The following is a 19,494-nucleotide window of genomic DNA, read 5'->3' on the forward strand; positions in this document are numbered from 1 at the left end:
AGTAGCGCCAACAGTGCGAGAACATGCCGCTGATCAGGCGGTTCCAAACCACCATCCGCCGCAGCCATCTCGGTCGGGTGAGGGGTGAAGGGCACCTTCGACCGAGTAAGCCGGTCAAAGGTGCCCTTCACCCGGAACGTCACATCACGGTGCCGATGTGCCAGGGGACGAATTCTTCTTCGCCGTAGCCGAGGTCCTCGCTCTTGGTGTGCTCGCCGGAGGCGACGCGCAGGACGTGGTCGAAGATCTGCTGCCCAAGCTCCTCGACGTTGGTTTCGCCGTCGATCACACCGCCGCAGTTGATGTCCATGTCCTCGCTCATGTGCTCGTAGAGCGGGGTGTTGGTGGCGAGTTTCAGGCTGGGCACCGGGGAGCAGCCGAACGCCGAGCCGCGGCCGGTGGTGAAGCAGACGACGTTCGCGCCACCGGCCACGATGCCGGTCACCGACACCGGGTCGTAGCCGGGCGTGTCCATGAACACGAAGCCGTTGCTGGTGACCGGCGCGGCGTAGTCGACGACGTCCCGCAGCGTCGTGGTGCCGCCCTTGGCGACCGCGCCCAGCGACTTCTCCAGGATCGTGGTCAGCCCGCCCGCCTTGTTGCCTGGGGAGGGGTTGTTGTCCATCGAGCCGCCGTTGCGGGCGGTGTAGTCCTGCCACCAGGCGATCTTCTCCAGCAGCTTCTCGCCGACCGCGCGGCTGGCAGCGCGCCGGGCCAGCATGTGTTCGGTGCCGTAGATCTCCGGGGTTTCGCCGACGATGCCGGTGCCGCCGTGCGCGACCAGCCGGTCCACCGCCGCGCCCAGCGCCGGGTTGGCGGTGATGCCGGAGTAGGAGTCGGAGCCGCCGCAGTTGGTGCCCAGGATCAGCTTGCTGGCCGGGACGGTGCTCCGCTCGACCTCGTTGACCTCGGGCAGCAGTTCGGTGAGCCGCGCGATGCCTTCGCGGACCGTCTTGGTGGTACCGCCGAGTTCCTGGATGGTCGCGGTGACCACCGGCAGTCCGCTGCGCAGCTCGACGTCCTCGGTGAGCTTGACGATCTGGTTGTCCTCGCAGCCGAGGCCGAGCACCAGGAAACCGGCGAAGTTGGGGTGGGTCAGGTAGCCGCGCATCACCCGGCGCAGCACGTCGATGCCCTCGCCGTCGGGGGCCATCCCGCAGCCGGTCCCGTGGGTGAGCGCGACCACGCCGTCGACGTTGGGGAATTCGTCCAGGACACCGGAGAAGCGCATCTGCTGGGCGATCAGCTTCGCTGCGGTCGCCGAGCAGTTGACGCTGGTGAGCACACCGAGGTAGTTGCGGGTGCCGACCTTGCCGTCGCTGCGCTCGTAGCCCTGGAAGCTCGCGCGTTCGCCCGCGGGCAGCAGCTGCTCTGGCTGGGCGTCGACGGCGAACTCGTAGGCGCGCTCGAACTCGCGGTATTCGAGGTTGTGCAGGTGGATGTGTTCGCCACTGCTGATGTCCCGGCCTGCGAAGCCGATCACCTGGCCGTAGCGGCGCACCGCGCTGCCCGCGGCGATGTCGTGCACCGCCACCTTGTGGCCGCGCGGCACGGCTGCGCGGAGCACCACCGCGCCGTTGCCGACCCGTGCTTCGGTGCCTTCACCCAGGTCGGCGCCGGCGATGGCGACGTCATCCTCGTCGCGCAGGTGGATGAGGGTCGGGCTGTTCGGCATGCCTGCTCCGCGTCTGGTATTTCGAACACTGGTTGATATACCGTATTTCGCTCGGGTGGCGGGTGTCAACGCCCTGGTAGGCGCCCAGCAGTGGAGTTCCACGCCTGCGGCTTGGGCGGAGTCGGGTTGTCCCCCATCGACAACGGGGTGCGCCCTACCGCGATTCGGCGGGTTCTGTCAAGCGCATCGACGCGTGCGCCCCCTCGAAACAGGGCTGCTCGCGACCGCACCATTTCTGCCAACGGCGGTCGAACAGCGGCGGCGGCGACAACGTGGCGAATCCGTCGCAGTCGAACAGCGGCGGTGGGGACAACGCCGCGAATCCCTCCCAGGTGAATGAGAGTTGGGGCGACAATGTCGCGAATCCGTCGCAGACGAACAGCGGTGGCGGCGACAACGTCGCCAACCCGACCCAGACCAACACCGGTGTTGGCAACCCGTCGCAGCCTGGGCCGCACCAGATCCAGTGCGTTGCGGCTCCCTGTGAACTGCCGAGTGCTGGTGGCGCCCACAACCCCGGCCCCGCCGACCTCGACCAGGCGCACGTCATGCCGATCCTGGAGAAGTGGTGGTCCTGGGCCGCCAACTGGTTCTGATGGCGCCCTGCTGCAGACCCAACTGAACAGGTGATAACGGTCACGGGCCGGGTCCGAGAGAACAACTCCGGGCCCCGGCCCGTTCCCACTCGGCGGGGTCTCCGAGCACCGAAAATCCACTGTGGATCGGTCGAGTTGACTTCGAGTAATGTCGAAGTTTCAGGATGGTGCCACAAGTCCGTCGTCCGGAGAGGGAGAGAACATGTCAGAGGACGCTCTGCGGCTGGGCATCATCGTCGGTAGCACCAGGGAAGGCCGCTTCGCCGCAACGGTGGCCGGGTGGTTCGCCGACGTCGCCCAACAGCACCCGGAACTCGTCGTCGACGTCATCGACCTGGCCGAACTCGGCCTCCCCGCGGTGCATCCGGCCGCGGCAACCCCGGAGCTGCGCGAATACGCCGCCCGGTTGGCCGCCGCCGACGCGTTCGTGGTGGTCACCCCGGAGTACAACCACGGTTATCCGGCGTCGTTGAAGTTCGCGATCGACTCCGCGCACGTGCAGTGGCAGACCAAGCCGGTCGGATTCGTTTCCTACGGCGGCATCTCCGGTGGGTTGCGGGCGGTGGAGCAATTGCGCCAGGTCTTCGCCGAACTGCACGCGGTGACCGTGCGCGACTCGGTCAGCTTCCACGACGCGCACGGCCGCTTCGACGAAACCGGGAATCCCAAGGACAGCACCGGTCCCGCCGCAGCGGCCAAGACCATGCTGGACCAGATCGTGTGGTGGGCGCGTGCGGCGGCGGAGGCGCGGATACGGCGTCCGTACCGGTGACTCTCGACCACTCGGCCCCTTGTCCGGGCTGCCGGAGCAGGTGAAGCTACCCGGCAGCGGACGGCTCCCGCCGGGGAGGGGCGATGTGGTGGTTGCGCGTGCTCGGCACTCTGGTCACGGCCGTGATCGTGCTGCTCGGTGGGTTGGGCCTGCAACCCACCGGGACCCGGCCGGTGCCGACTGTCGAGCCGCCCCCGCCACCTCCGCCACCAGCACCGCCCCCGCCGCCGGTCGGACCGCCGGTGCTCGCGGTCAAAGTGGACAATTCGCCCCCGGCTCGTCCGCCGACCGGGTTGGGTGCGGCGGACCTCGTCTTCGTCGAACCGGTCGAGGCCGGAATCAGCCGACTGGTAGCGGTTTTCGCATCGCGGCAGCCGCCGGTGGTCGGTCCGGTGCGCAGCGCTCGGCAGACCGATCTGCGCCTGCTGCCGCAGTTCGGCCATCCGACGCTGGCGTTTTCCGGTGCGGCACCAGAACTTCTACCCGAGATCGGTCGGGCGCCGGTGAACAGCGCCTCGCAGGCGAGCGTTCCCAGCGCCTTCTTCCGGGGTCCCGGTAGCGCTCCGCACAACCTCTTCGTGCGGCCGCCGCGGTTGCCGCCGGGTGCGGGGTGGTCGCCGAATGCTCCGCTGGTGTTCGGCCCGGCCCCCTCCGGCGGCGTGCCGGATGATCACGAGGAGGTCGCCTATCGGGCCGCCCGGGTGGGTTTCACCTGGTCACCTGCCGATCAGCGGTGGCTGGTATCGATGGACGGCCAGCCGTACTCGGCGACCGACAGTGGTCGACTCGGTGCGAGCACGGTGGTGCTGCAGGAAGTTCCGGTGTCCGGCTCGCCGTTGCAGGACGTGGTCGGGAACGTCTCGCCGTTCGCCGAGACGGTCGGCGGCGGGCGTGCCGTGGTGCTCCGCGACGGCCTGTCCTTCGAAGCGCACTGGTCGCGACCCGCGCCCGAGGTCGGCACCAGCTACACGACCCCGACCGGCGAGCCGATCCAGTTCGCGCCCGGCCAGGTCTGGGTCGTCCTGGTCCCGGTCTAGGAGGAGCGGGGGTTTGGTTGTGCTTTGTGGCGATTTCGCGCGAAATCGCCACTTCCCATGGGGAGACGGCGGCGAGTTAGCGCGAAAAAGCCCGTCTGACGACCGGGCCCCACCGCGCCGGGTGGGCGCGGCGCTCTCAGACCCGGTGCGGGGCTGCGGTCAGGGCGGCCGCTGGGGTCAGCGGGAGGCGGAGGCGGCACACCACCGCGTTCGTGCTGCGCGACAGCCGCCGGGCGATCACGGCGCCGCGGTGGTTCTTCAGCAGCCGCTCCCAGCGCCGATCGGGCTGGACTTCGCCGATCAACACGATCACCCGCTCGGCGTCGGCGTCCCGGACGAAGCGCGCCAGCGGGGCGCCGAGCTCGCGCCGGTCGGCCTCCAGCACGACGATCGGCACCTCCGGCCGCCATTCCAGCCACGCCTGCTGGATCGCGCTGGCCTGCTCGGACTCACCGGGGAAGGTCACGTGCACCGCCACCACCCGATGTCCCATCCCCAGTGCGGTGGACAACGCCTCCGCGGCGAGCCGGGTGGGCGCGGCGATCGGCACCACGACGAGGGTGTCCAACTCGTGCGGCTGCGGCGGCAGGCTCCCCACCCCGAGTTCGCGGCCGATGCGGTCGTAGGCGGCGCGCACCCGGCTGAAGACCACCACCAGCACCGGCACCACCAGCAGGATCAACCACGCGCCCTCGATGAACTTGGTGGCGATGATGACGATCGCGGCGAGCGCCGTGAGCACCGCGCCGACGCCGTTGATGGCCGCCCGCAGGCGCCACCCGCTGCCCCGGTCGGCTGCCCAGTGCCGCACCATGCCGACCTGGCAGAGGAAGAATCCGATGAAGACCCCGACCGCGAACATCGGCACCAGCACGGCGACGTCACCGCCGCTGAACAGCAGCAGGGAACCGGCGAGGACGGCCAGCACGAGCACGCCGTAGCGGTGCACCAGCCGGTCGGCGCGCAGGCCGAACAGGTGCGGCAGGTAGCCGTCGGAGGCCAATCGCGCTGCCAGCACGGGAAGTCCGCCGAAGGACGTGTTCGCCGCGAGGGCCAGCAGCACCACGGTCGCCATCTGCACGACCACATATCCCACCCCGCTGCCCAGCGATCCCTCGGCGACCAGTGACAGCAGGGTGCGTCCCGCCACCGGCCGGGCATCGAACTGCCCGATCAGCGCCGCCAACCCGAGCAGCAGCAGGCCCAGCACCGCCCCGAGAGCGGCTTCGGCCCGGCGCGCCCGCCGAGCTCGCGGCTCGCGGAACGACGGGGTGGCGTTCGCGATCGCCTCCACCCCGGTGAGCGCGGCGCAGCCGTTGGCGAAAGCGGCGAGCACCAGCAGCACGCCGACCGCGCCGACCGTGGCCGGTTGGGATGACGGTGGCAGCGGGTGCAACGGCGCCCCGCGGACCAGGCCGACCACCACCACGGTCACCACCGAGCCCACGAAGATCAGCGTGGGCAGGATGAAAAGCCGCGCGCTGGCCACCAAGCCGCGCAAGTTCACCAGGGTGATCAACGCCAGCGCGCCGAGGCAGAGCTCCACGGTCCAGGGCAGCAGGGCCGGAAACGCGGAGGTGAGCGCCGCGACTCCGGCGGCGACCGAGACCGCCACGTTGAGCACGTAATCCACCACCAGCGATGCCGCGGCGATCAGTGCCGCCTTCGTGCCCAGGTTCCGGCGCGCCACGGTGTAGGCGCCGCCGCCGTCCGGGTAGGCCCGGATCACCTGGCGGTAGCACGCGACCAGCACCACCAGCAGCAGCACGATCACCCCGGTGACCGGCAGCGTCCAGGTCATCCCGACCGCGCCCGCGGCGGCCAGCACCAGCACGATCGCCTCGGGCCCGTAGGACACCGATGCCAATGCGTCCAGGCCGAGCCCGACCGTTGCGGTCAAAGCGGTGAGCCGATGCCGATCCTCGACCGATCCTGCAGATTTCACGGTTCTTCCCGTCTCGACTGTTCGAGCCGCGTTGGCAGCGGCCGGATGCCGAGCTCAGGCTAGGAATATTCCAACGGGATCGATTTCAAGGAACCATCAAGACCTGTGCGCCTGGCGTATGGAAACCGACAAAGTGATCATGTGCGGGTCGTGGGTGTGTGCGCGATCACCAGTCTCTTCCACGCCCACGACCGTCAGCTGAGTTCGATCAGGGCCTGCACCGGCAGGTGGTCGGACGGGAACCAGCCGTCCCGGCGGTAGGTGTTGATCGCGGCCTGCCGAACCCGGACGTGGCTGTTGTGCAGGATCCAGTCGATCCGGTCGTTGCCCACCACCGGTTCCTGGTACCCGGCGAAGGTGCCCCATGCCGGGGTGAGCTGCTCGGCGGCGCTGATCCAGCCGTCGGCCAAGCCACCACCGGTCAGGATGCGGTAGGACTCCGACTTCTCGGCCGGGGTGTTGAAGTCGCCGGTGAGCACCACTGGCAGCGCGGCGTCGAAACCGGCGATCCGCTCGCGCACCAGTTGCGCGCTGCGCTGCCGGGAGTTCTCCGACTGGTGGTCGAAATGCGTGTTGACGTGGATGAATTCGCGACCGGTCCGGTGATCCCGGAACCGCACCCAGGTGACCATCCGGACCACGGTGTTGCCCCACGAAGCCGAGCCGATCACGTTCGGCGTGTCCGAGAGCCAGAAGTGGTCGTAGTCCAGCGGCGCCACCCGGCGGGTGTCGAAGTAGATCGACATGAACTCGCCGCGCCCACCGCCCTCCCGGCCCAGCCCGATCCAGTCGTAGTGCGGCGCGATGTCCGACAGCACCTCCTTGACCTGGCTGTACAGCGCTTCCTGGACGCCCAGCAGGGTGGGCTGCTCGGTGCGCAGCAGTTCGGCGAGGATCGGCCGCCGCGTGCTCCAGGCGTCGGGGCTGGGCGGGGCGGCTTTGGCGTCGTAGCGGATGTTGAAGCTCATCACGTGCAGCTGCTCGCCCTTGGCCGGTCCGATCAGCGCTTCGCCGGTCGGTTTCGCGGTCGTTTTCGCGGCAGCCTGACCGGTTCCGAGCGCACCGGCGACGGCCGCGACTCCGGCCATGCCCAGGACTCCCCGTCGGGTAACACCAGACACAATGCCTCCTCGATTGGTTCGCCGAGATCGTCGCGCGCGTCGGCCCGGATCCGGTTGACCGGTGGGCGAACAATGCCGGAATTTCCCCGCCCGGATGTGACCTGTTCGGTGCTCGCCGTCCGATGTCGGTCGGGCTGGCTAGGCTCGGCGACCATGAGCGATCGCCGTCTGCTGCTGGTCCATGCCCATCCCGATGACGAGTCCACCGCCACCGGCGCGACGATGGCCCGGTATTGCGCGGACGGCGCATCGGTGGCGTTGGTGACCTGCACCAGCGGGGAACACGGCGAGGTCGTCGCCGACGATCTCGCGCACCTGCGCGGCAAACCCGATGAGCTGGGCGAATTCCGGCGCGGCGAGATCCGCGCGGCGTTGGCCGAATTCGGCGACGTCCGGCACCACTGGCTGGGCGGTCCGGGCCGCTGGTGGGACAGCGGCATGGCCGGTTCGGACACCAACGCTGCCGAGGGCGCCTTCGCCGGGGCCGATCCCGCCGAGGTCACCCGGGCCATGGTCGAGATCCTGCGCGCCGAACGTCCCCAGGTGGTGGTCACCTACGACGAGTTCGGCGGTTACGGCCACCCGGACCACATCGGCGCGCACCGCGCGGTCACCACCTCGATCGACCCGGCCGCCGATCCCGATTACGCCCCGGAGCTCGGCGAACCGTGGCAGGTGCGGAAGCTGTACTGGACGGTGCTGCCGCGTTCGATCCTCAAGTGGGTCGACGCGGCGGATGTGGAGGGTTTCGAGCCCTACACGGTGCCGGACGAGGAGCTGACCGCGAGGCTCGACGGCCGCGCCTTCCACACCGCGAAGATCGCCGCGTTGCGCCACTACCGCAGCCAGGTCGACCTCGACGACGGTGGTTTCTTCGCGGCGATGACTTCTCGGCCGGAGTTCGCCATCGAGCACTACCTGCTGGTGCGCGGCGACCGAGGCCCCGGATCGGGGCCCCACGACTTGGAATCCGACCTCTTCGCGGGCCTGTCCTGAACCGAGCGATTTCGCGCGAAACCGCCAGATCCACCGCCGGGGTGCGGGACACCAGAATCTCTGAGGGACTGGTTCTCAATTCCAGCTGACCGCGCACGGCCGGGTCAGCTGGCGGATCGGCGCGCTTCGTCCGGGATCGGATCGGGGTGCGGCGGCCACGGGCCGAGTTCCGGCAGCGGTCCGGTCGGGGACTGCTCGGGTGTCCGCCCGGCCAGCCAGGCCGCCAGATCGCGCGCCCGGCCGTTGATCTCGGCGTGCCCGTCGGATTCGGCGTCGCCGGTCGACCACCGGCGCGGCCCGTCGGCTTGCCGCAGGGCGACGCCCGCTGGTAGTCGGGACAGCAGGAAATCGATGGTGTGGCAGGAGAATTCGTCGCTCCACTCCTGCGGTCCGACCCCGAGGTCCAGGTCCACCAGGTGGATCCAGACCTCCCGCCAGCGCATCTGCACGATCCCGGCCAGATCACCGTTGCGGAACCGCACCGGCCGGTCCCAATCGTCGACCGTCGACCACACGGCTTCGAGCGCGGCGGCGTGCCGAGCGACTCCGGCCCGGTGCTCATCGGCGGTGCGGCCCGCGAGTCCTTCGATGATCGCGTCCCGCTCCGCGCTCCCGCCGTCGTAGGCGTCCACCAGTTGGCCGCGCAACGCGAGCGCGGAAACCCGTGCGAAGGCCCGCGCATTGTCGGTCAGGTGAGCCAGCACGTGGCCCCGACTCCAGCCCGGCAGCAGCGATGGCGCGGCGACCTGATCGTCGGTCAGCGCCGAGAGGACCTCGACGAGTCGCCGATGACCCTGAGCAACAGCATTCAACGGAGGCGTCACGCGCGCCGATCCTAGGCGACGCCCGACGGCGACTGAATGGCGTATCGAAAACAGCCGATCGTCGCAGTACTCCGGCTCTCAGTGCCTCTCTTCGATCTTGTTTTGAAGCGGCGAAGCCGCTTAGCCCACTCTCGCAACCGGCGCCGCCTCGGGTTCTGAGTGCCTGTCTTTGAAGTGGTCGTGTCGGGCCGTCCGCCTCGGGTGAGGTGGGCGATTTCGCGCGAAATCGCCGTCTCCTACGCGGGGCGGGTGGCGAGTTCGCGCGAAATCGCCAGGTCTGCCACCCGCACCGCGAAGCAGGACGAGTTCGAAGACAGGTGCTTATTCCGGGCTGTAGGTCTTGTAGGCCGCGACGAGCTGGGTTTCGGCGGCGTCGAAGTACTCGTCGAGGCGGTCGGCGGCCGCCTGCACCGCGCGGTTGCCGATCAGGTCCGCGATCTCCCGGTTCAGCTCCAGGTACGGCTCGTGGAACTCCTGCGCGCGCGACATCACGTGGAAGGCCAGGCGCAGTTCGGCCAGCAACTGGCGCATCGTGTCGTTCACCCGCGGGCTGGCGGCCAGCGCGGCGAGCGCTTCGTGGAAGCGCATGTTCGCGGTACCGACGTCCAACCAGCGCTCGGTCTCGGCGGCGCGTTCGCCGTCGGTCACGGCGCGGTCCACGGCCGCCACCAGTTCCGGTGCGGCATCGGCGGCGAGGCGCACCGCGCTGGTCTCCAGCAGCCGCCGCATCCGGTAGAGATCGATCACGTCGTCGGCGCTGAGCACGCGGACGAAAACGCCTCGGTGGAATTCGTGCACCAGCAGCCGCTCGTGCACAAGCAGCCGGAACGCCTCGCGCAGCGTGTTGCGCGAGACCGCTAGCGCTCGGCCCGCGCTCTCCTCGGACAGTCGAGTGCCCGGGGCGAGCGCTCCTTCGATGATGCGTTGCCGCAGCACGTCGGCGACTCGTTCGGCTGTGCTGGTGCGGTCCAACAGCGACCGATCGGCCGCGAGTAGGTCCACCCACGGATCCGCGGTGGTCAATCCAGCTCCCAATGACGCTCTGCCAGTTGGTTCGCAGTCTAACGAGAAAGTTCCGCACAGGGTATTGCAGAATTGTTCAACAATTCTCTATCTTGACTGAACGATGTTTACGCTGATCCCAGACGTTCGTCCCCGGCCCCCAGTTGATCCCGAACTTCTAGCTGATCCCGAAACCCAGTCGATCCCGAAACCCAGTCGATCCCGAAACCCAGTCGATCGGAGTGCCATGGTGCAGACGACCACGGCCAAGACGGGCCTTCGGCCGCCGAGCACCGCGACCCGCTCAGCGGATACCGGACCCCGCAGGGGGCGCTGATCGTGGGTGTGGTCGCCTGGCCGCTGACTTCGTCCCTGGGATTCAACTCGCTCGGCGGCAGCGCCGCGCTGTGGAAGTGAGGTGGGCATGGACCTCAACTCGGACCTCGCGGAAGGCTTCGGGCGCTGGGAGCTCAGCGACGACGAGGCGCTGCTGGGCGTCGTCACCAGCGCGAACGTCGCCTGCGGCTACCACGCGGGTGATGCCACGGTGATCCGGCAGGCCGTGCAGCAGGCCGCCAAGCTCGGGGTCGCGGTCGGCGCGCAGGTCAGCTACCGGGACCTGGCGGGATTCGGCCGCCGGTTCATCGACGTGCCGCCGACGGAGCTGACCAACGACGTGATCTACCAGATCGGTGCGCTGGCCGGTTTCGCCCGCATCGCCGGGACCGAGGTCGGTTACGTCAAGCCGCACGGCGCGCTCTACAACGCGATCGTGCACCACGTCGACCAGGCCGCCGCCGTCGTCGAGGCGGTGCGCAGCTACGACCCCTCGCTGGCGGTGCTGGGCCTGCCGGGCTCGCAGTGGCTGGCCCAGGCCGAGCGGGCAGGGCTGCGGGTGTTCCGCGAAGCCTTCGCCGACCGCGCCTACACCCCGGAAGGCACCCTGGTTTCGCGGCGCGAACCCGGTGCGGTGCTGCACGATCCCGAGGCCATCGCGGACCGCTGTCTGAAGCTGGCCGCCGGGGAGCCGATCAGGGCCATCGACGGCACCGACATCACGATCAGCGCCGATTCGATCTGCGTGCACGGCGACAGCCCGGGTGCGGTGGCCATCGCCGAAGCCGTGCGGGACAGGTTGGCGACCGCCGGAGTGGTGCTGGCACCGTTCACCTCGCGAGGTCTGTGATGCGCTTCCTGCGATGTGCCGATTCGGGGTTGCTGATCGAGTTGGCCGATCTCCGAGCAGTGCAGGCGCTTTACGCCGCGCTGGTCGAAGAACTGCCCGACGGCGTCACCGACCTGGTCCCGGCGGCGCGGACCCTGCTGCTGCACCTGGATCCGCGGCGCGCCAACGTCGCCGAGATCGAGGCCGCGGTGCGGGCGGTCAAGCCGCGCGGCGGCGCGCGCAGCGGCGGTGACCTGCTGCGGGTGCCGGTCGTCTACGAGGGCGCCGATCTCGCCGAGGTCGCGAAGCTGACCGGACTGACCGAGCGGGAAGTGGTGCAGCGGCACACGACCGCGGAGTGGACGGTCGCCTTCGGCGGGTTCGCCCCCGGTTTCGGTTACCTCTCCGGCGGACCACCGGAACTGGTGGTGCCGCGCCGGACCGAATCGCGGACCAAGGTGCCGCCGGGTTCGGTGGGTCTCGCGGGTTCGTTCAGCGGCATCTACCCGCGCGAATCACCCGGCGGATGGCAGCTGATCGGCCGCACCGACCTGGAGATCTGGCGCGTCGACCGGGATCCACCGGCCTTGCTGCGACCTGGCGTGCGGGTGCGCTTCCAGGAGGTCGGATGAGTGGCCCTGTGTCAACCTCAGTCCTCCTCAACCGCACCCCAGGGGACCGTGACGCAAGCCAGCCACCAGAAACCACGCAACGGGAGATTGGGCTGGACGCAACCACCACTGTGAATCGCGGAGAGGCGGACCAGGCATGAGATTCCTGGAAGTCCTCGCCACAGGTCCGCTGTCGACGATCCAGGACCTGGGGCGGCCGGGCTTGGCCGACATCGGCGTGGGGCCATCGGGCGCCGCCGACGGCGGTGCGTTCCGGCTGGCGAACCGACTGGTCGGCAACGCCGAGGCCGCGGCGGCCGTCGAGGTCACGTTGGGTGGGCTCGCGGTCCGCGCCACCCGCGACCTGACCGCCGCGGTGACCGGCGCCCCCTGTCCGATCACTGTGGACGGTCGGATCGCGGCGGCGAACTCGGTGTTGCGGATCCCGGCCGGTGCCGAACTGCGCATGGGCGTGCCCGGCCGGGGACTGCGCAGCTATCTCGCCGTGCGCGGCGGCATCGCCGTGCCGCCGGTGCTCGGTTCCTGCGCCACCGATGTGCTCGCCGGGCTGGGACCCGATCCGCTGGCGCCCGGCACGATGCTGCCGGTCGGTCCGGCTCCCGCGCGGTTCCCGCTGGTGGATCTCGCGCCGGTGGCGGCATATCCGGCCGATGAGGTTGTGTTGCACGTGGAACCCGGACCGCGCCACGATTGGTTCGCCGACAGCGCCCTGGCCACCCTGGTCAGCCGACCGTACGAGGTGACCGCGGACAGCAACCGGATCGGCATGCGGCTGGACGGACCGGCGCTGGAGCGCTGCCGCACCGAGGAGCTGCCCAGCGAGGGCATGGTGGCCGGTGCGCTGCAGGTACCGCCATCGGCGCGGCCCACGCTGTTCCTCGCCGACCACCCGGTGACCGGGGGATACCCGGTGATCGCGGTGGTGACCGCCGCCGATGTGGACAAGGCCGCGCAGGCCCGGCCCGGCCAGCGGGTTCGTTTTCGCTTCAAGGCCAGGAGGAAAGTTCGATGACGCAGCCGCAGGCGATGTCCCCGGCGCAGGCGCGCGCCGCCTTCCGCGCCGGTTTGCGGGTCCCGACCTCGGGATACAGCGCTGGTTGGACGCAGGCGAACCTCATCGCGCTGCCGCGTGCGCACGCATACGACTTCCTGCTCTTCGCGCAACGCAATCCGCGTTCCTGCCCGGTGCTCGACGTGACCGAGCCGGGGGAGACCAGCGCCTCGATCTTCGCCGGTGATCTGCGCACCGACCTGCCCGCCTACACCGTCTACCGCGACGGCGAGCTGGTCGAGGAACGAACCGAGGTCACCGACCTGTGGCGGGACGATCTGGTGTCGTTCCTGATCGGTTGCAGCTTCACCTTCGAAGCCGCGCTGCTGGCAGCGGAAGTCCCGGTGCGCCACGTCGAGGCGGGCAGCAACGTGCCGATGTACCGGACGAATCGGGAATGCCGCCCGGCCGGTCGGCTGTCCGGGCCGCTGGTGGTGTCGATGCGGCCGATCCCGGCGGAACTGGTCTCGACCGCGGTGCGCGTCACCTCCCGGTACCCGGCGGTGCACGGCGCCCCGGTGCACGTCGGCTCGCCGGAAGCATTGGGAATCCGGGACATCGCCGAACCCGACTTCGGCGCGGCGGTCGAGATCAGACCCGGTGAGATCCCGGTCTTCTGGGCCTGCGGTGTAACCCCGCAAGCGGCGGTGATGCGGTCCAAACCGCCGTTCGCCATCGGCCACGCACCGGGCCACATGGCGATCACCGACGCTCGGGACAGTCGATTCCTGGTCCCCTGACGCGACGCGAAGCAGCCCCGCTCGGGTTGACGCGCGGCGGCGACTGCCGCGGTAGCGGGCCGTTCGCTGCCGAAAAGATCAAGAAGTTCGTGCGTTCTGCGGTGTGTTGTCTCCTTTTCGGACTGTTGACTCCTGTTCGGAGATCACAGACGAAACTAGGAGGTGGCCGTGGGGGCGCTTTCCGGCCGGTTGGGTCGAGCGTTGGCCATTGCGGCGAGCGCGCTTGTCGCGGGTACGGCATTGGTGGCGGGAACACCGGCGGTGGCACAACCGTCCGGCGCCGCACCGGTCTCCTGGGGCGAGTGCGACCAAGAGGCGTTGAGCGGGGTGCCGGTCACCCAGTGGTACCTGTACAGCTGCGCGAGTTATCCGGTACCGATCGATCACGACGATCCGGGCAAGGGCACCATCGATCTGGCGATGATGCGCCGCGCGGCGGCAAGTCCGAACGAGAAGATCGGTTCGCTGTTCCTGAATCCGGGCGGACCCGGTGGCGCCGGGTTCACCATGCCGGTGTCCGCGGTGAACAGGTTCCAACCGGCCGTGTTGAACCGCTTCGACATCGTCGGCTTCGACCCGCGCGGTGTGGACCGCAGCACCCGGTTGCGCTGCTTCGAATCCGCCGAGCAGGCTGGCGAGGTGCTGGGCCGGATGACGTCGGTGCCGGTCACCGACGAGCAGATCAGCACCACGATGGACGCCTACCAGGACTACGGCGAGTCCTGCTCGCAGCACGCCGGTGACCTGCTGCAGCACATGTCCACCAAGGACGTCGCGCGGGACCTCGACCTGATGCGCCAGGGCGTGGGTGACGAGCAGCTCACCTACGTCGGCTTCTCCTACGGCACGCTGCTGGGCGCCACCTACGCGAACGTTTTCCCGGAGCGCAGTCGCGCGATCATCCTGGACGGCAACGTGGATCCGGCGCTGCGCACCGCCGACGGCGTCCAGTACGACCGCGAGCGGGCGGGCGGCTTCGAGCTGGCCTTGGACGCGTTCCTGAAGCGCTGCGCCGAAACGGCGGACAAGTGCGCGTTCGGGGCGGGCGATCCGCGGGCGAAGTTCGACGAGATCCGCGACCGCCTGCGGCAGGGGCCGATCACCATGCCGGACGGCACGGAGATCACCCTCTCCCCGTTCATCGACAGCGTCGGCGGCATCCTCTACGACCCGGAGAGTTTCCGGCAGCTCGCCACGGATCTGCAGTCGCTGTACCAGCAGCTGCACCCCGAGCAGGGGTTCGCCCCGGCGCTGCTTCGCGTGCTGAACAACCCGACCTCGATCGGTCGGTTCGACGCGCTGCCCGATGCCGCCGAGGAGAGCTATGTGGACGACACGTACTTCGGGGTGAACTGCACGGACAAGCCGATCCCCAAGGAGCCCGAGAACGTGCCGGGCATCGCCGCGCAGTGGGAGGCCGAGTCACCGACTTTCGGCCGCTCGCAGGCGTTCAGCGACGTGGCCGGGTGCTCGACCTGGCCGTCGGTCAGCGCGGACGTGCATCGCGGCCCGTGGCAGCACCAGGCCGCGAACCCGGTGCTGCTGTTCGGCAACTTCTACGACCCGGCCACCCAGTACGAGTTCTCGCGCCGGATGGAGCAGCAGTTGGGCAACGCCCGCCTGGTCAGCGTCGACTCGTTCGGGCACTGCATCCTCGGTGACAGCTCGTGCACCGACAAGATCGCGGCCGACTACCTGATCAACCTGGCCGTCCCGGAACCGGGTCAGGTCTGCCAACCTGACAAGCAGCCCTTCGACTGAGAACTCGGTGGCCCAGCTGGGAAGACCGAGCATCGCAGCAGCATGAACAGACCCCCGCCCGAGGAGATGGGCGGGGGTCTCGTTCTGCTGGCGGCCGATGCGCCGGTCGCCTCTCGGCGATAGGCGCGACGCGGCTCCAGCCGGACGGTATTCCGCGAAGGCGGTAGTTGCGGCCCGGGGGACACGGGCGCATCGACCAACCTGTCCAACGGTCCTGCCGTACGCGGAGTTCCGAACTGGCATGTGAGCCGCCCCTCACTCGATCGAGAAGTGGTCTCAGGCGCGGAATCGCCGCTCGACGCGGCGGATTCGCGAGTAGCCGCTCGGGCTCGCTGCTGCCCGTGCCGGTCCGGCTGAGCGCTCGCCGAGTCGTGCCGTCGGCGCACGTCGCGGGTGGTTGTTCCGGGCTCCGGGCATCGTGCCTTCGCGCCGAGAAGAATTCGGTCAGGGCTGGCGAATTAATGTTTTGCGGTGCCCCGAAAAGTTCCTTTGGTATTTGGGAAAAGGCAATTCAACCCAGCCTTCCGGGGGTGGTGTTTTGATTTTTTCGAGGAACTCTGTAAAGTGCGTGGCGCGAGAAGGGGAGTAGTCCGCAATATCGCGGTCGACATGCTGGTGCGGCGCAAATGTGCACCCGGTCGCGGAGCCTTGGGATTCGAGGTGGGCGAGACCTTCGGTAACCGGCAGCCATTGCCGGGCCGAAGCTGCTGCGCGCCTTCGGTTCGGGCCTGATCGGAAAGGCGGACATTCGTCGTGCTGGGAAGTCTCGCGTTGAGCTCGGCGGCCATCTTCGTGGCCGAACTGGGGGACAAATCGCAATTGATGGCGATGACCTTCGCAACTCGGTACCGGGCGTGGCAGGTGCTGCTCGGCATCACCGTGGCCACCACCCTGGTGCACGCGGTTTCGGTGGCGCTGGGATTCGGACTCGGTGAACTCCTGCCCACCGAATGGATCGCCCTGTTCGCGGGGGTGGCGTTCCTGGGGTTCGCCACCTGGACGCTGCGCGGCGACCACCTGAGCGAGGCGGAGAAGAACAAGGCTTCCCGGCGGGCCGGTTCCGCGGTGCTGGTGGTGACCGTCGCGTTCTTCCTCGCCGAACTGGGCGACAAGACGATGCTGGCGACGGTCACGCTGGCCACCCACCACGACTGGCTCGGCACCTGGATCGGTTCGACGCTCGGGATGGTGCTGGCCGATGCGCTGGCGATCGGTGTCGGCCTGCTGCTGGGAAAGCACTTGCCGGAGCGGGTGATCCGCTACGGCGCGACGGCCCTGTTCGTGGTGTTCGGGGTCTGGCTGGTGGCCGACTCGCTGCTGCGGATGTCGTGAGCGCGAAAGCGCGCTGCAGCCCGATTCCCGCGCTCACGACCCCGCTCAAGTCCGGTTCAGCACTGTTCGAAGGTGCTCGATGCCGAGCGGTACGTCGCACCCGTGGAGCTGACCGTCTCGGTGTGCACGGTGACGGTGCTGCCGGTGTTGCACGGGGCCTTCGTCGTCAGGTTGATCTCGGTGCCGCTCTGCGCCAACTCGCCAATGATCTTCGGTGTGCTTTCCTTCTGCTCCACGACGATCCGCACGTTGACCGTCGCGTTGTTCAGGCAACCGGTGCGGCCGCCGTTGGCGGTCAACGTGTTGCCTTCCCGAGTGGGTTGATAAGCGAACAGCGCGCACTTCGGGGCTTGTTCGGGGCTGGCGATCGCGGGTGCGGCTGGCGCGATGGCCAGAGCTGCGAGGGTCAGCGCGGCGAGGGTCAGTGCGGGGAGGGCCAGTGCGGCGCTGAACAGGACGGGCGAGTGTCGCATTCGGGTTCCTTCTTCCTTCTACCGAATTGCTGACAGGTGCACGGAAAGTCGATCACCGGGTGTGGTGACTGTCAATTTTTGGATGGCCGAAACAGCATTTTTCACCCGGGAGGGTTTCGGCATTCGCAGGGCCGAGTCGGGTTCGCGAACTCGCAACAAAAAGTTGCTCGGGCAACAATTATCTCCGCCCGGATCGAGCCCTTTTTGAATGCGATTCCGCGCCGGTTCGCGGTGGTTTCGAACGGTGCCGCGGGTGTTGGACCTGACCTGCTAGGATGCAATATTTGCAAGCTCGATGCTAATGCTGCAATCCGATCGAGGTGTGTTGATGTCGAAAACGGTCGCCAAGGCGGTCCACGTGCTCGAAACCCTCGCCGGGGCGCCCAAGACGATCGCGGAGCTGGCCCGCGAGCTCGGGGTGCACAGTTCGACCGCGCTGCGGATGCTGCAACCACTGGCCGACGGCGGCTTGATCGCCCGCGGCCCGGACGGCCGGTACCGGCTGGGGCTGCGACTGGTCGAGCTCGGCCAGCAGGTGCTGGACGAGATGGACCTGCGGGCGGTCGCCCGGCCGCACCTGATCTCGCTGGCCGACGCCGCGCACGCGACGGTGCACCTGGCCCAGCTGGTGGACGACCAGATCGTCTACGTCGACAAGATCGAGGGCGCGGCGTCGATCCGCACCTGGTCGCGCATCGGGCGGGCGATGCCGCTGCACACCGCCGCCGCCAGCAAGGTGATCTTGGCCGGGCTGCCCGCCGAGCATCGCGATCGCCTGCTGTCCACGCACACCTTCACCCGCTACACCGAGCACACCATCACCGACGAGGCCGAGTTCCGCGCGCACCTGGCGGAGGTCGCACGGCTCGGCTACGCCACCGACCAGGCCGAGTTCGAGCCGCTGGTGCACTGCATCGGCGTCCGGATCCCGGACGTCACCGGGCAACTCGCGGCGGCCGTCTCGCTGACCACGGTGCGAGCCGGGGCGGATCCGGCCGCGCTGAAACAACTGCTCGGCCGCGTCCACGACACCGCAACCGCGATCGCCACCGCCCTCGGCCGCCCGCCCCGCAAAATCCCCCGCACCAGGTGAGAGTCCCGTTCGCCCGGTACAGCCGGGCGGCCGCGACTCCCATCGGGATCCGGTTGGCGTGCCGTCGGCCGGTACGGGCGGGTGTTTTGGTCGCGAATTCGGGTGATCAGGGCAACTCGGGGCAACCCGTGACCGGCCCCAGGGGTGTTCGTTACCGGGATGTTCGGCGGTAATCGGGAGGATCGCGATGACCTGGATGATTTACGGCGCTAGCGGCTACACCGGTCGGTTGGTCACCGACCTGGCGCTGGCCCGCGGCGAACGTCCCGTGCTGGCTGGTCGTGACCCGGTGAAGATCGCCGCCTTCGCCGGGCCGCGCGGCCTGCCCTACCGGATCTTCGACCTCGGCGACCCCGACGCGGTGGCCGCGGGCCTGCGGGACATCGACGTCGTCGCGCACTGCGCCGGGCCGTTCTCCGCGACGTCCGCGCCGATGGTGCACGGCTGTCTGCGAGCCGGTGCGCACTACCTGGACATCACCGGCGAAATCGACGTGTTCGAGGCGATCTTCGCGCGCCATGACGACGCCCGGCGAGCCGGTGTGGTGCTGCTGCCCGGCTCGGGTTTCGACGTGGTGCCCACCGACTGCCTGGCCGCGATGGTCGCCGCCGAACTGCCCACCGCGACGCACCTCGACCTGGCCTTCCACGCCAGCGGCGGGATCAGCGGTGGCACGCTGAAGAGCGCGCTGGAGGGCGCTGCGCTGGGTGGTCGGGCTCGCGTCGATGGCGAGGTGCGCGCTGTGCCGCTGGCGTGGCGGCGGCGCGAGGTGCCGTTCCCGTCCGGGCCCCGGCGGGTCGCCTCGCTGCCCTGGGGCGATGTCAGCTCGGCCTACCGCAGCACCGGAATCGGCACCATCACCACCTTCGCCCACCTGCCCGGACTCGACCGAACCGGGCGCCGCTCATCGCACTTGTCGCAGGTCGTGATGGGTTCGCACGTGGTGCAGCAACTGGGCCGGGCGGCGATCGGCGCGGTCGTGCGCGGTCCCGGTCGGGCCACCCGCTCGCGCAGTTGGGTCGAGGTGTACGCGGAGGCGACGGCATCGGACGGGACGAGCGTGTCGGCGGCCCTGATCGGCCCGGACACCTACGACCTCACGGCCGATGCGGTGCTCCGGGCGGTCAGCGCCCTGCACTCCGAACCACCCGCGCCGGGCGCCCACACCCCGGCGACGGCCTTCGGCGCGGACTTCGTCCGCCGCCTGCACGGCATCAGGATCATCGAACCGGCACACCGCTAGCACCATCCACAATGGACCATCCGGAGAGCTCCCGCG

The 19,494-nt window shown here is 69.1% G+C and carries 18 protein-coding genes; 12 read left to right on the plus strand and 6 right to left on the minus strand.

Annotation, left to right across the window (positions count from 1 at the left end):
- Positions 1-139: 139 nt before the first annotated feature.
- A complete protein-coding gene (locus tag ACTWQN_RS08455; RefSeq protein WP_443202780.1) occupies positions 140-1,675 on the minus strand; it encodes a UxaA family hydrolase in 1,536 nt (511 codons plus the stop codon).
- Between the two features lie 332 nt (positions 1,676-2,007).
- Between ACTWQN_RS08455 and ACTWQN_RS08460 the strand changes: the two genes are divergently transcribed.
- From ACTWQN_RS08460 to ACTWQN_RS08470, 3 genes are all read left to right on the plus strand, one after another.
- A complete protein-coding gene (locus tag ACTWQN_RS08460; RefSeq protein WP_443202781.1) occupies positions 2,008-2,271 on the plus strand; it encodes a hypothetical protein in 264 nt (87 codons plus the stop codon).
- 202 nt (positions 2,272-2,473) lie between these two features.
- Positions 2,474-3,043, plus strand: a complete 570-nt coding sequence (locus ACTWQN_RS08465; protein WP_443202782.1) for an NADPH-dependent FMN reductase — start codon at positions 2,474-2,476, stop codon at positions 3,041-3,043.
- A gap of 83 nt (positions 3,044-3,126) precedes the next feature.
- Positions 3,127-4,080 (plus strand): DUF3048 domain-containing protein, encoded by a 954-nt coding sequence (locus ACTWQN_RS08470; RefSeq protein WP_443202783.1) that lies wholly within the window; start codon positions 3,127-3,129, stop codon positions 4,078-4,080.
- A 136-nt stretch (positions 4,081-4,216) separates the two neighbouring features.
- On the opposite strand, the gene ACTWQN_RS08475 is transcribed toward ACTWQN_RS08470, so the two are convergent.
- Positions 4,217-5,980 (minus strand): APC family permease, encoded by a 1,764-nt coding sequence (locus ACTWQN_RS08475; protein WP_443202784.1) that lies wholly within the window; start codon positions 5,978-5,980, stop codon positions 4,217-4,219.
- Between the two features lie 239 nt (positions 5,981-6,219).
- A complete protein-coding gene (locus ACTWQN_RS08480; protein ID WP_443202785.1) occupies positions 6,220-7,113 on the minus strand; it encodes an endonuclease/exonuclease/phosphatase family protein in 894 nt (297 codons plus the stop codon).
- Between the two features lie 204 nt (positions 7,114-7,317).
- On the opposite strand from ACTWQN_RS08480, the gene mshB reads away from it, so the two are divergent.
- Positions 7,318-8,142 (plus strand): N-acetyl-1-D-myo-inositol-2-amino-2-deoxy-alpha-D-glucopyranoside deacetylase, encoded by an 825-nt coding sequence (gene mshB, locus ACTWQN_RS08485; RefSeq protein ID WP_443202865.1) that lies wholly within the window; start codon positions 7,318-7,320, stop codon positions 8,140-8,142.
- A 104-nt stretch (positions 8,143-8,246) separates the two neighbouring features.
- Here mshB and ACTWQN_RS08490 read toward each other — a convergent pair whose 3' ends face one another.
- Positions 8,247-8,966: a maleylpyruvate isomerase family mycothiol-dependent enzyme gene (locus ACTWQN_RS08490; protein ID WP_443202786.1), complete on the minus strand. Its 720-nt coding sequence runs from the start codon at positions 8,964-8,966 to the stop codon at positions 8,247-8,249.
- A 321-nt stretch (positions 8,967-9,287) separates the two neighbouring features.
- Positions 9,288-9,989 (minus strand): GntR family transcriptional regulator, encoded by a 702-nt coding sequence (locus tag ACTWQN_RS08495; protein ID WP_443202787.1) that lies wholly within the window; start codon positions 9,987-9,989, stop codon positions 9,288-9,290.
- A 403-nt stretch (positions 9,990-10,392) separates the two neighbouring features.
- On the opposite strand from ACTWQN_RS08495, the gene ACTWQN_RS08500 reads away from it, so the two are divergent.
- From ACTWQN_RS08500 to ACTWQN_RS08525, 6 genes are all read left to right on the plus strand, one after another.
- Positions 10,393-11,154 carry a LamB/YcsF family protein gene (locus tag ACTWQN_RS08500; RefSeq protein WP_443202788.1) on the plus strand — a complete coding sequence of 254 codons (762 nt, stop codon included), beginning with the start codon at positions 10,393-10,395 and terminating at the stop codon, positions 11,152-11,154.
- Positions 11,154-11,765, plus strand: a complete 612-nt coding sequence (locus tag ACTWQN_RS08505; RefSeq protein ID WP_443202789.1) for a 5-oxoprolinase subunit B family protein — start codon at positions 11,154-11,156, stop codon at positions 11,763-11,765. The genes ACTWQN_RS08500 and ACTWQN_RS08505 overlap by 1 nt, the downstream gene beginning before the upstream one ends.
- A gap of 136 nt (positions 11,766-11,901) precedes the next feature.
- Entirely contained in the window at positions 11,902-12,777 is an 876-nt protein-coding gene (locus tag ACTWQN_RS08510) for a 5-oxoprolinase subunit C family protein (RefSeq protein ID WP_443202790.1), read from the plus strand.
- Between the two features lie 14 nt (positions 12,778-12,791).
- Positions 12,792-13,556 carry a putative hydro-lyase gene (locus tag ACTWQN_RS08515; protein WP_443202866.1) on the plus strand — a complete coding sequence of 255 codons (765 nt, stop codon included), beginning with the start codon at positions 12,792-12,794 and terminating at the stop codon, positions 13,554-13,556.
- Positions 13,557-13,724: 168 nt separating this feature from the next.
- Positions 13,725-15,317, plus strand: coding sequence for an alpha/beta hydrolase (locus ACTWQN_RS08520; protein ID WP_443202791.1), 1,593 nt, complete (start codon positions 13,725-13,727; stop codon positions 15,315-15,317).
- A gap of 753 nt (positions 15,318-16,070) precedes the next feature.
- Positions 16,071-16,649: a TMEM165/GDT1 family protein gene (locus ACTWQN_RS08525; RefSeq protein WP_443202792.1), complete on the plus strand. Its 579-nt coding sequence runs from the start codon at positions 16,071-16,073 to the stop codon at positions 16,647-16,649.
- A 56-nt stretch (positions 16,650-16,705) separates the two neighbouring features.
- On the opposite strand, the gene ACTWQN_RS08530 is transcribed toward ACTWQN_RS08525, so the two are convergent.
- The gene (locus ACTWQN_RS08530; protein ID WP_443202793.1) at positions 16,706-17,122 is read right to left on the minus strand and encodes a hypothetical protein; all 417 of its coding nucleotides are present in this window, start codon (positions 17,120-17,122) and stop codon (positions 16,706-16,708) included.
- Positions 17,123-17,450: 328 nt separating this feature from the next.
- On the opposite strand from ACTWQN_RS08530, the gene ACTWQN_RS08535 reads away from it, so the two are divergent.
- On the plus strand, positions 17,451-18,215 hold the full coding sequence (locus ACTWQN_RS08535; protein ID WP_443202794.1) for an IclR family transcriptional regulator: 765 nt from the start codon (positions 17,451-17,453) through the stop codon (positions 18,213-18,215).
- Positions 18,216-18,402: 187 nt separating this feature from the next.
- On the plus strand, positions 18,403-19,458 hold the full coding sequence (locus tag ACTWQN_RS08540; protein WP_443202795.1) for a saccharopine dehydrogenase family protein: 1,056 nt from the start codon (positions 18,403-18,405) through the stop codon (positions 19,456-19,458).
- The last annotated feature ends 36 nt before the right edge of the window (positions 19,459-19,494 follow it).

It is taken from the genome of Saccharopolyspora antiqui (assembly GCF_052246905.1).
Classification (GTDB): domain Bacteria; phylum Actinomycetota; class Actinomycetes; order Mycobacteriales; family Pseudonocardiaceae; genus Saccharopolyspora.

Coding starts and splice junctions, on each gene's coding strand:
- ACTWQN_RS08515 (WP_443202866.1), top strand. CDS start 12,792: ATGTCCCCGGCGCAGGCGCGCGCCGCCTTCCGCGCCGGTTTGCGGGTC.
- ACTWQN_RS08470 (WP_443202783.1), top strand. CDS start 3,127: ATGTGGTGGTTGCGCGTGCTCGGCACTCTGGTCACGGCCGTGATCGTG.
- ACTWQN_RS08535 (WP_443202794.1), top strand. CDS start 17,451: ATGTCGAAAACGGTCGCCAAGGCGGTCCACGTGCTCGAAACCCTCGCC.
- ACTWQN_RS08510 (WP_443202790.1), top strand. CDS start 11,902: ATGAGATTCCTGGAAGTCCTCGCCACAGGTCCGCTGTCGACGATCCAG.
- ACTWQN_RS08465 (WP_443202782.1), top strand. CDS start 2,474: ATGTCAGAGGACGCTCTGCGGCTGGGCATCATCGTCGGTAGCACCAGG.
- ACTWQN_RS08505 (WP_443202789.1), top strand. CDS start 11,154: ATGCGCTTCCTGCGATGTGCCGATTCGGGGTTGCTGATCGAGTTGGCC.
- ACTWQN_RS08480 (WP_443202785.1), bottom strand. CDS start 7,113: ATGGCCGGAGTCGCGGCCGTCGCCGGTGCGCTCGGAACCGGTCAGGCT.
- ACTWQN_RS08540 (WP_443202795.1), top strand. CDS start 18,403: ATGACCTGGATGATTTACGGCGCTAGCGGCTACACCGGTCGGTTGGTC.
- ACTWQN_RS08530 (WP_443202793.1), bottom strand. CDS start 17,122: ATGCGACACTCGCCCGTCCTGTTCAGCGCCGCACTGGCCCTCCCCGCA.
- ACTWQN_RS08455 (WP_443202780.1), bottom strand. CDS start 1,675: ATGCCGAACAGCCCGACCCTCATCCACCTGCGCGACGAGGATGACGTC.
- ACTWQN_RS08500 (WP_443202788.1), top strand. CDS start 10,393: ATGGACCTCAACTCGGACCTCGCGGAAGGCTTCGGGCGCTGGGAGCTC.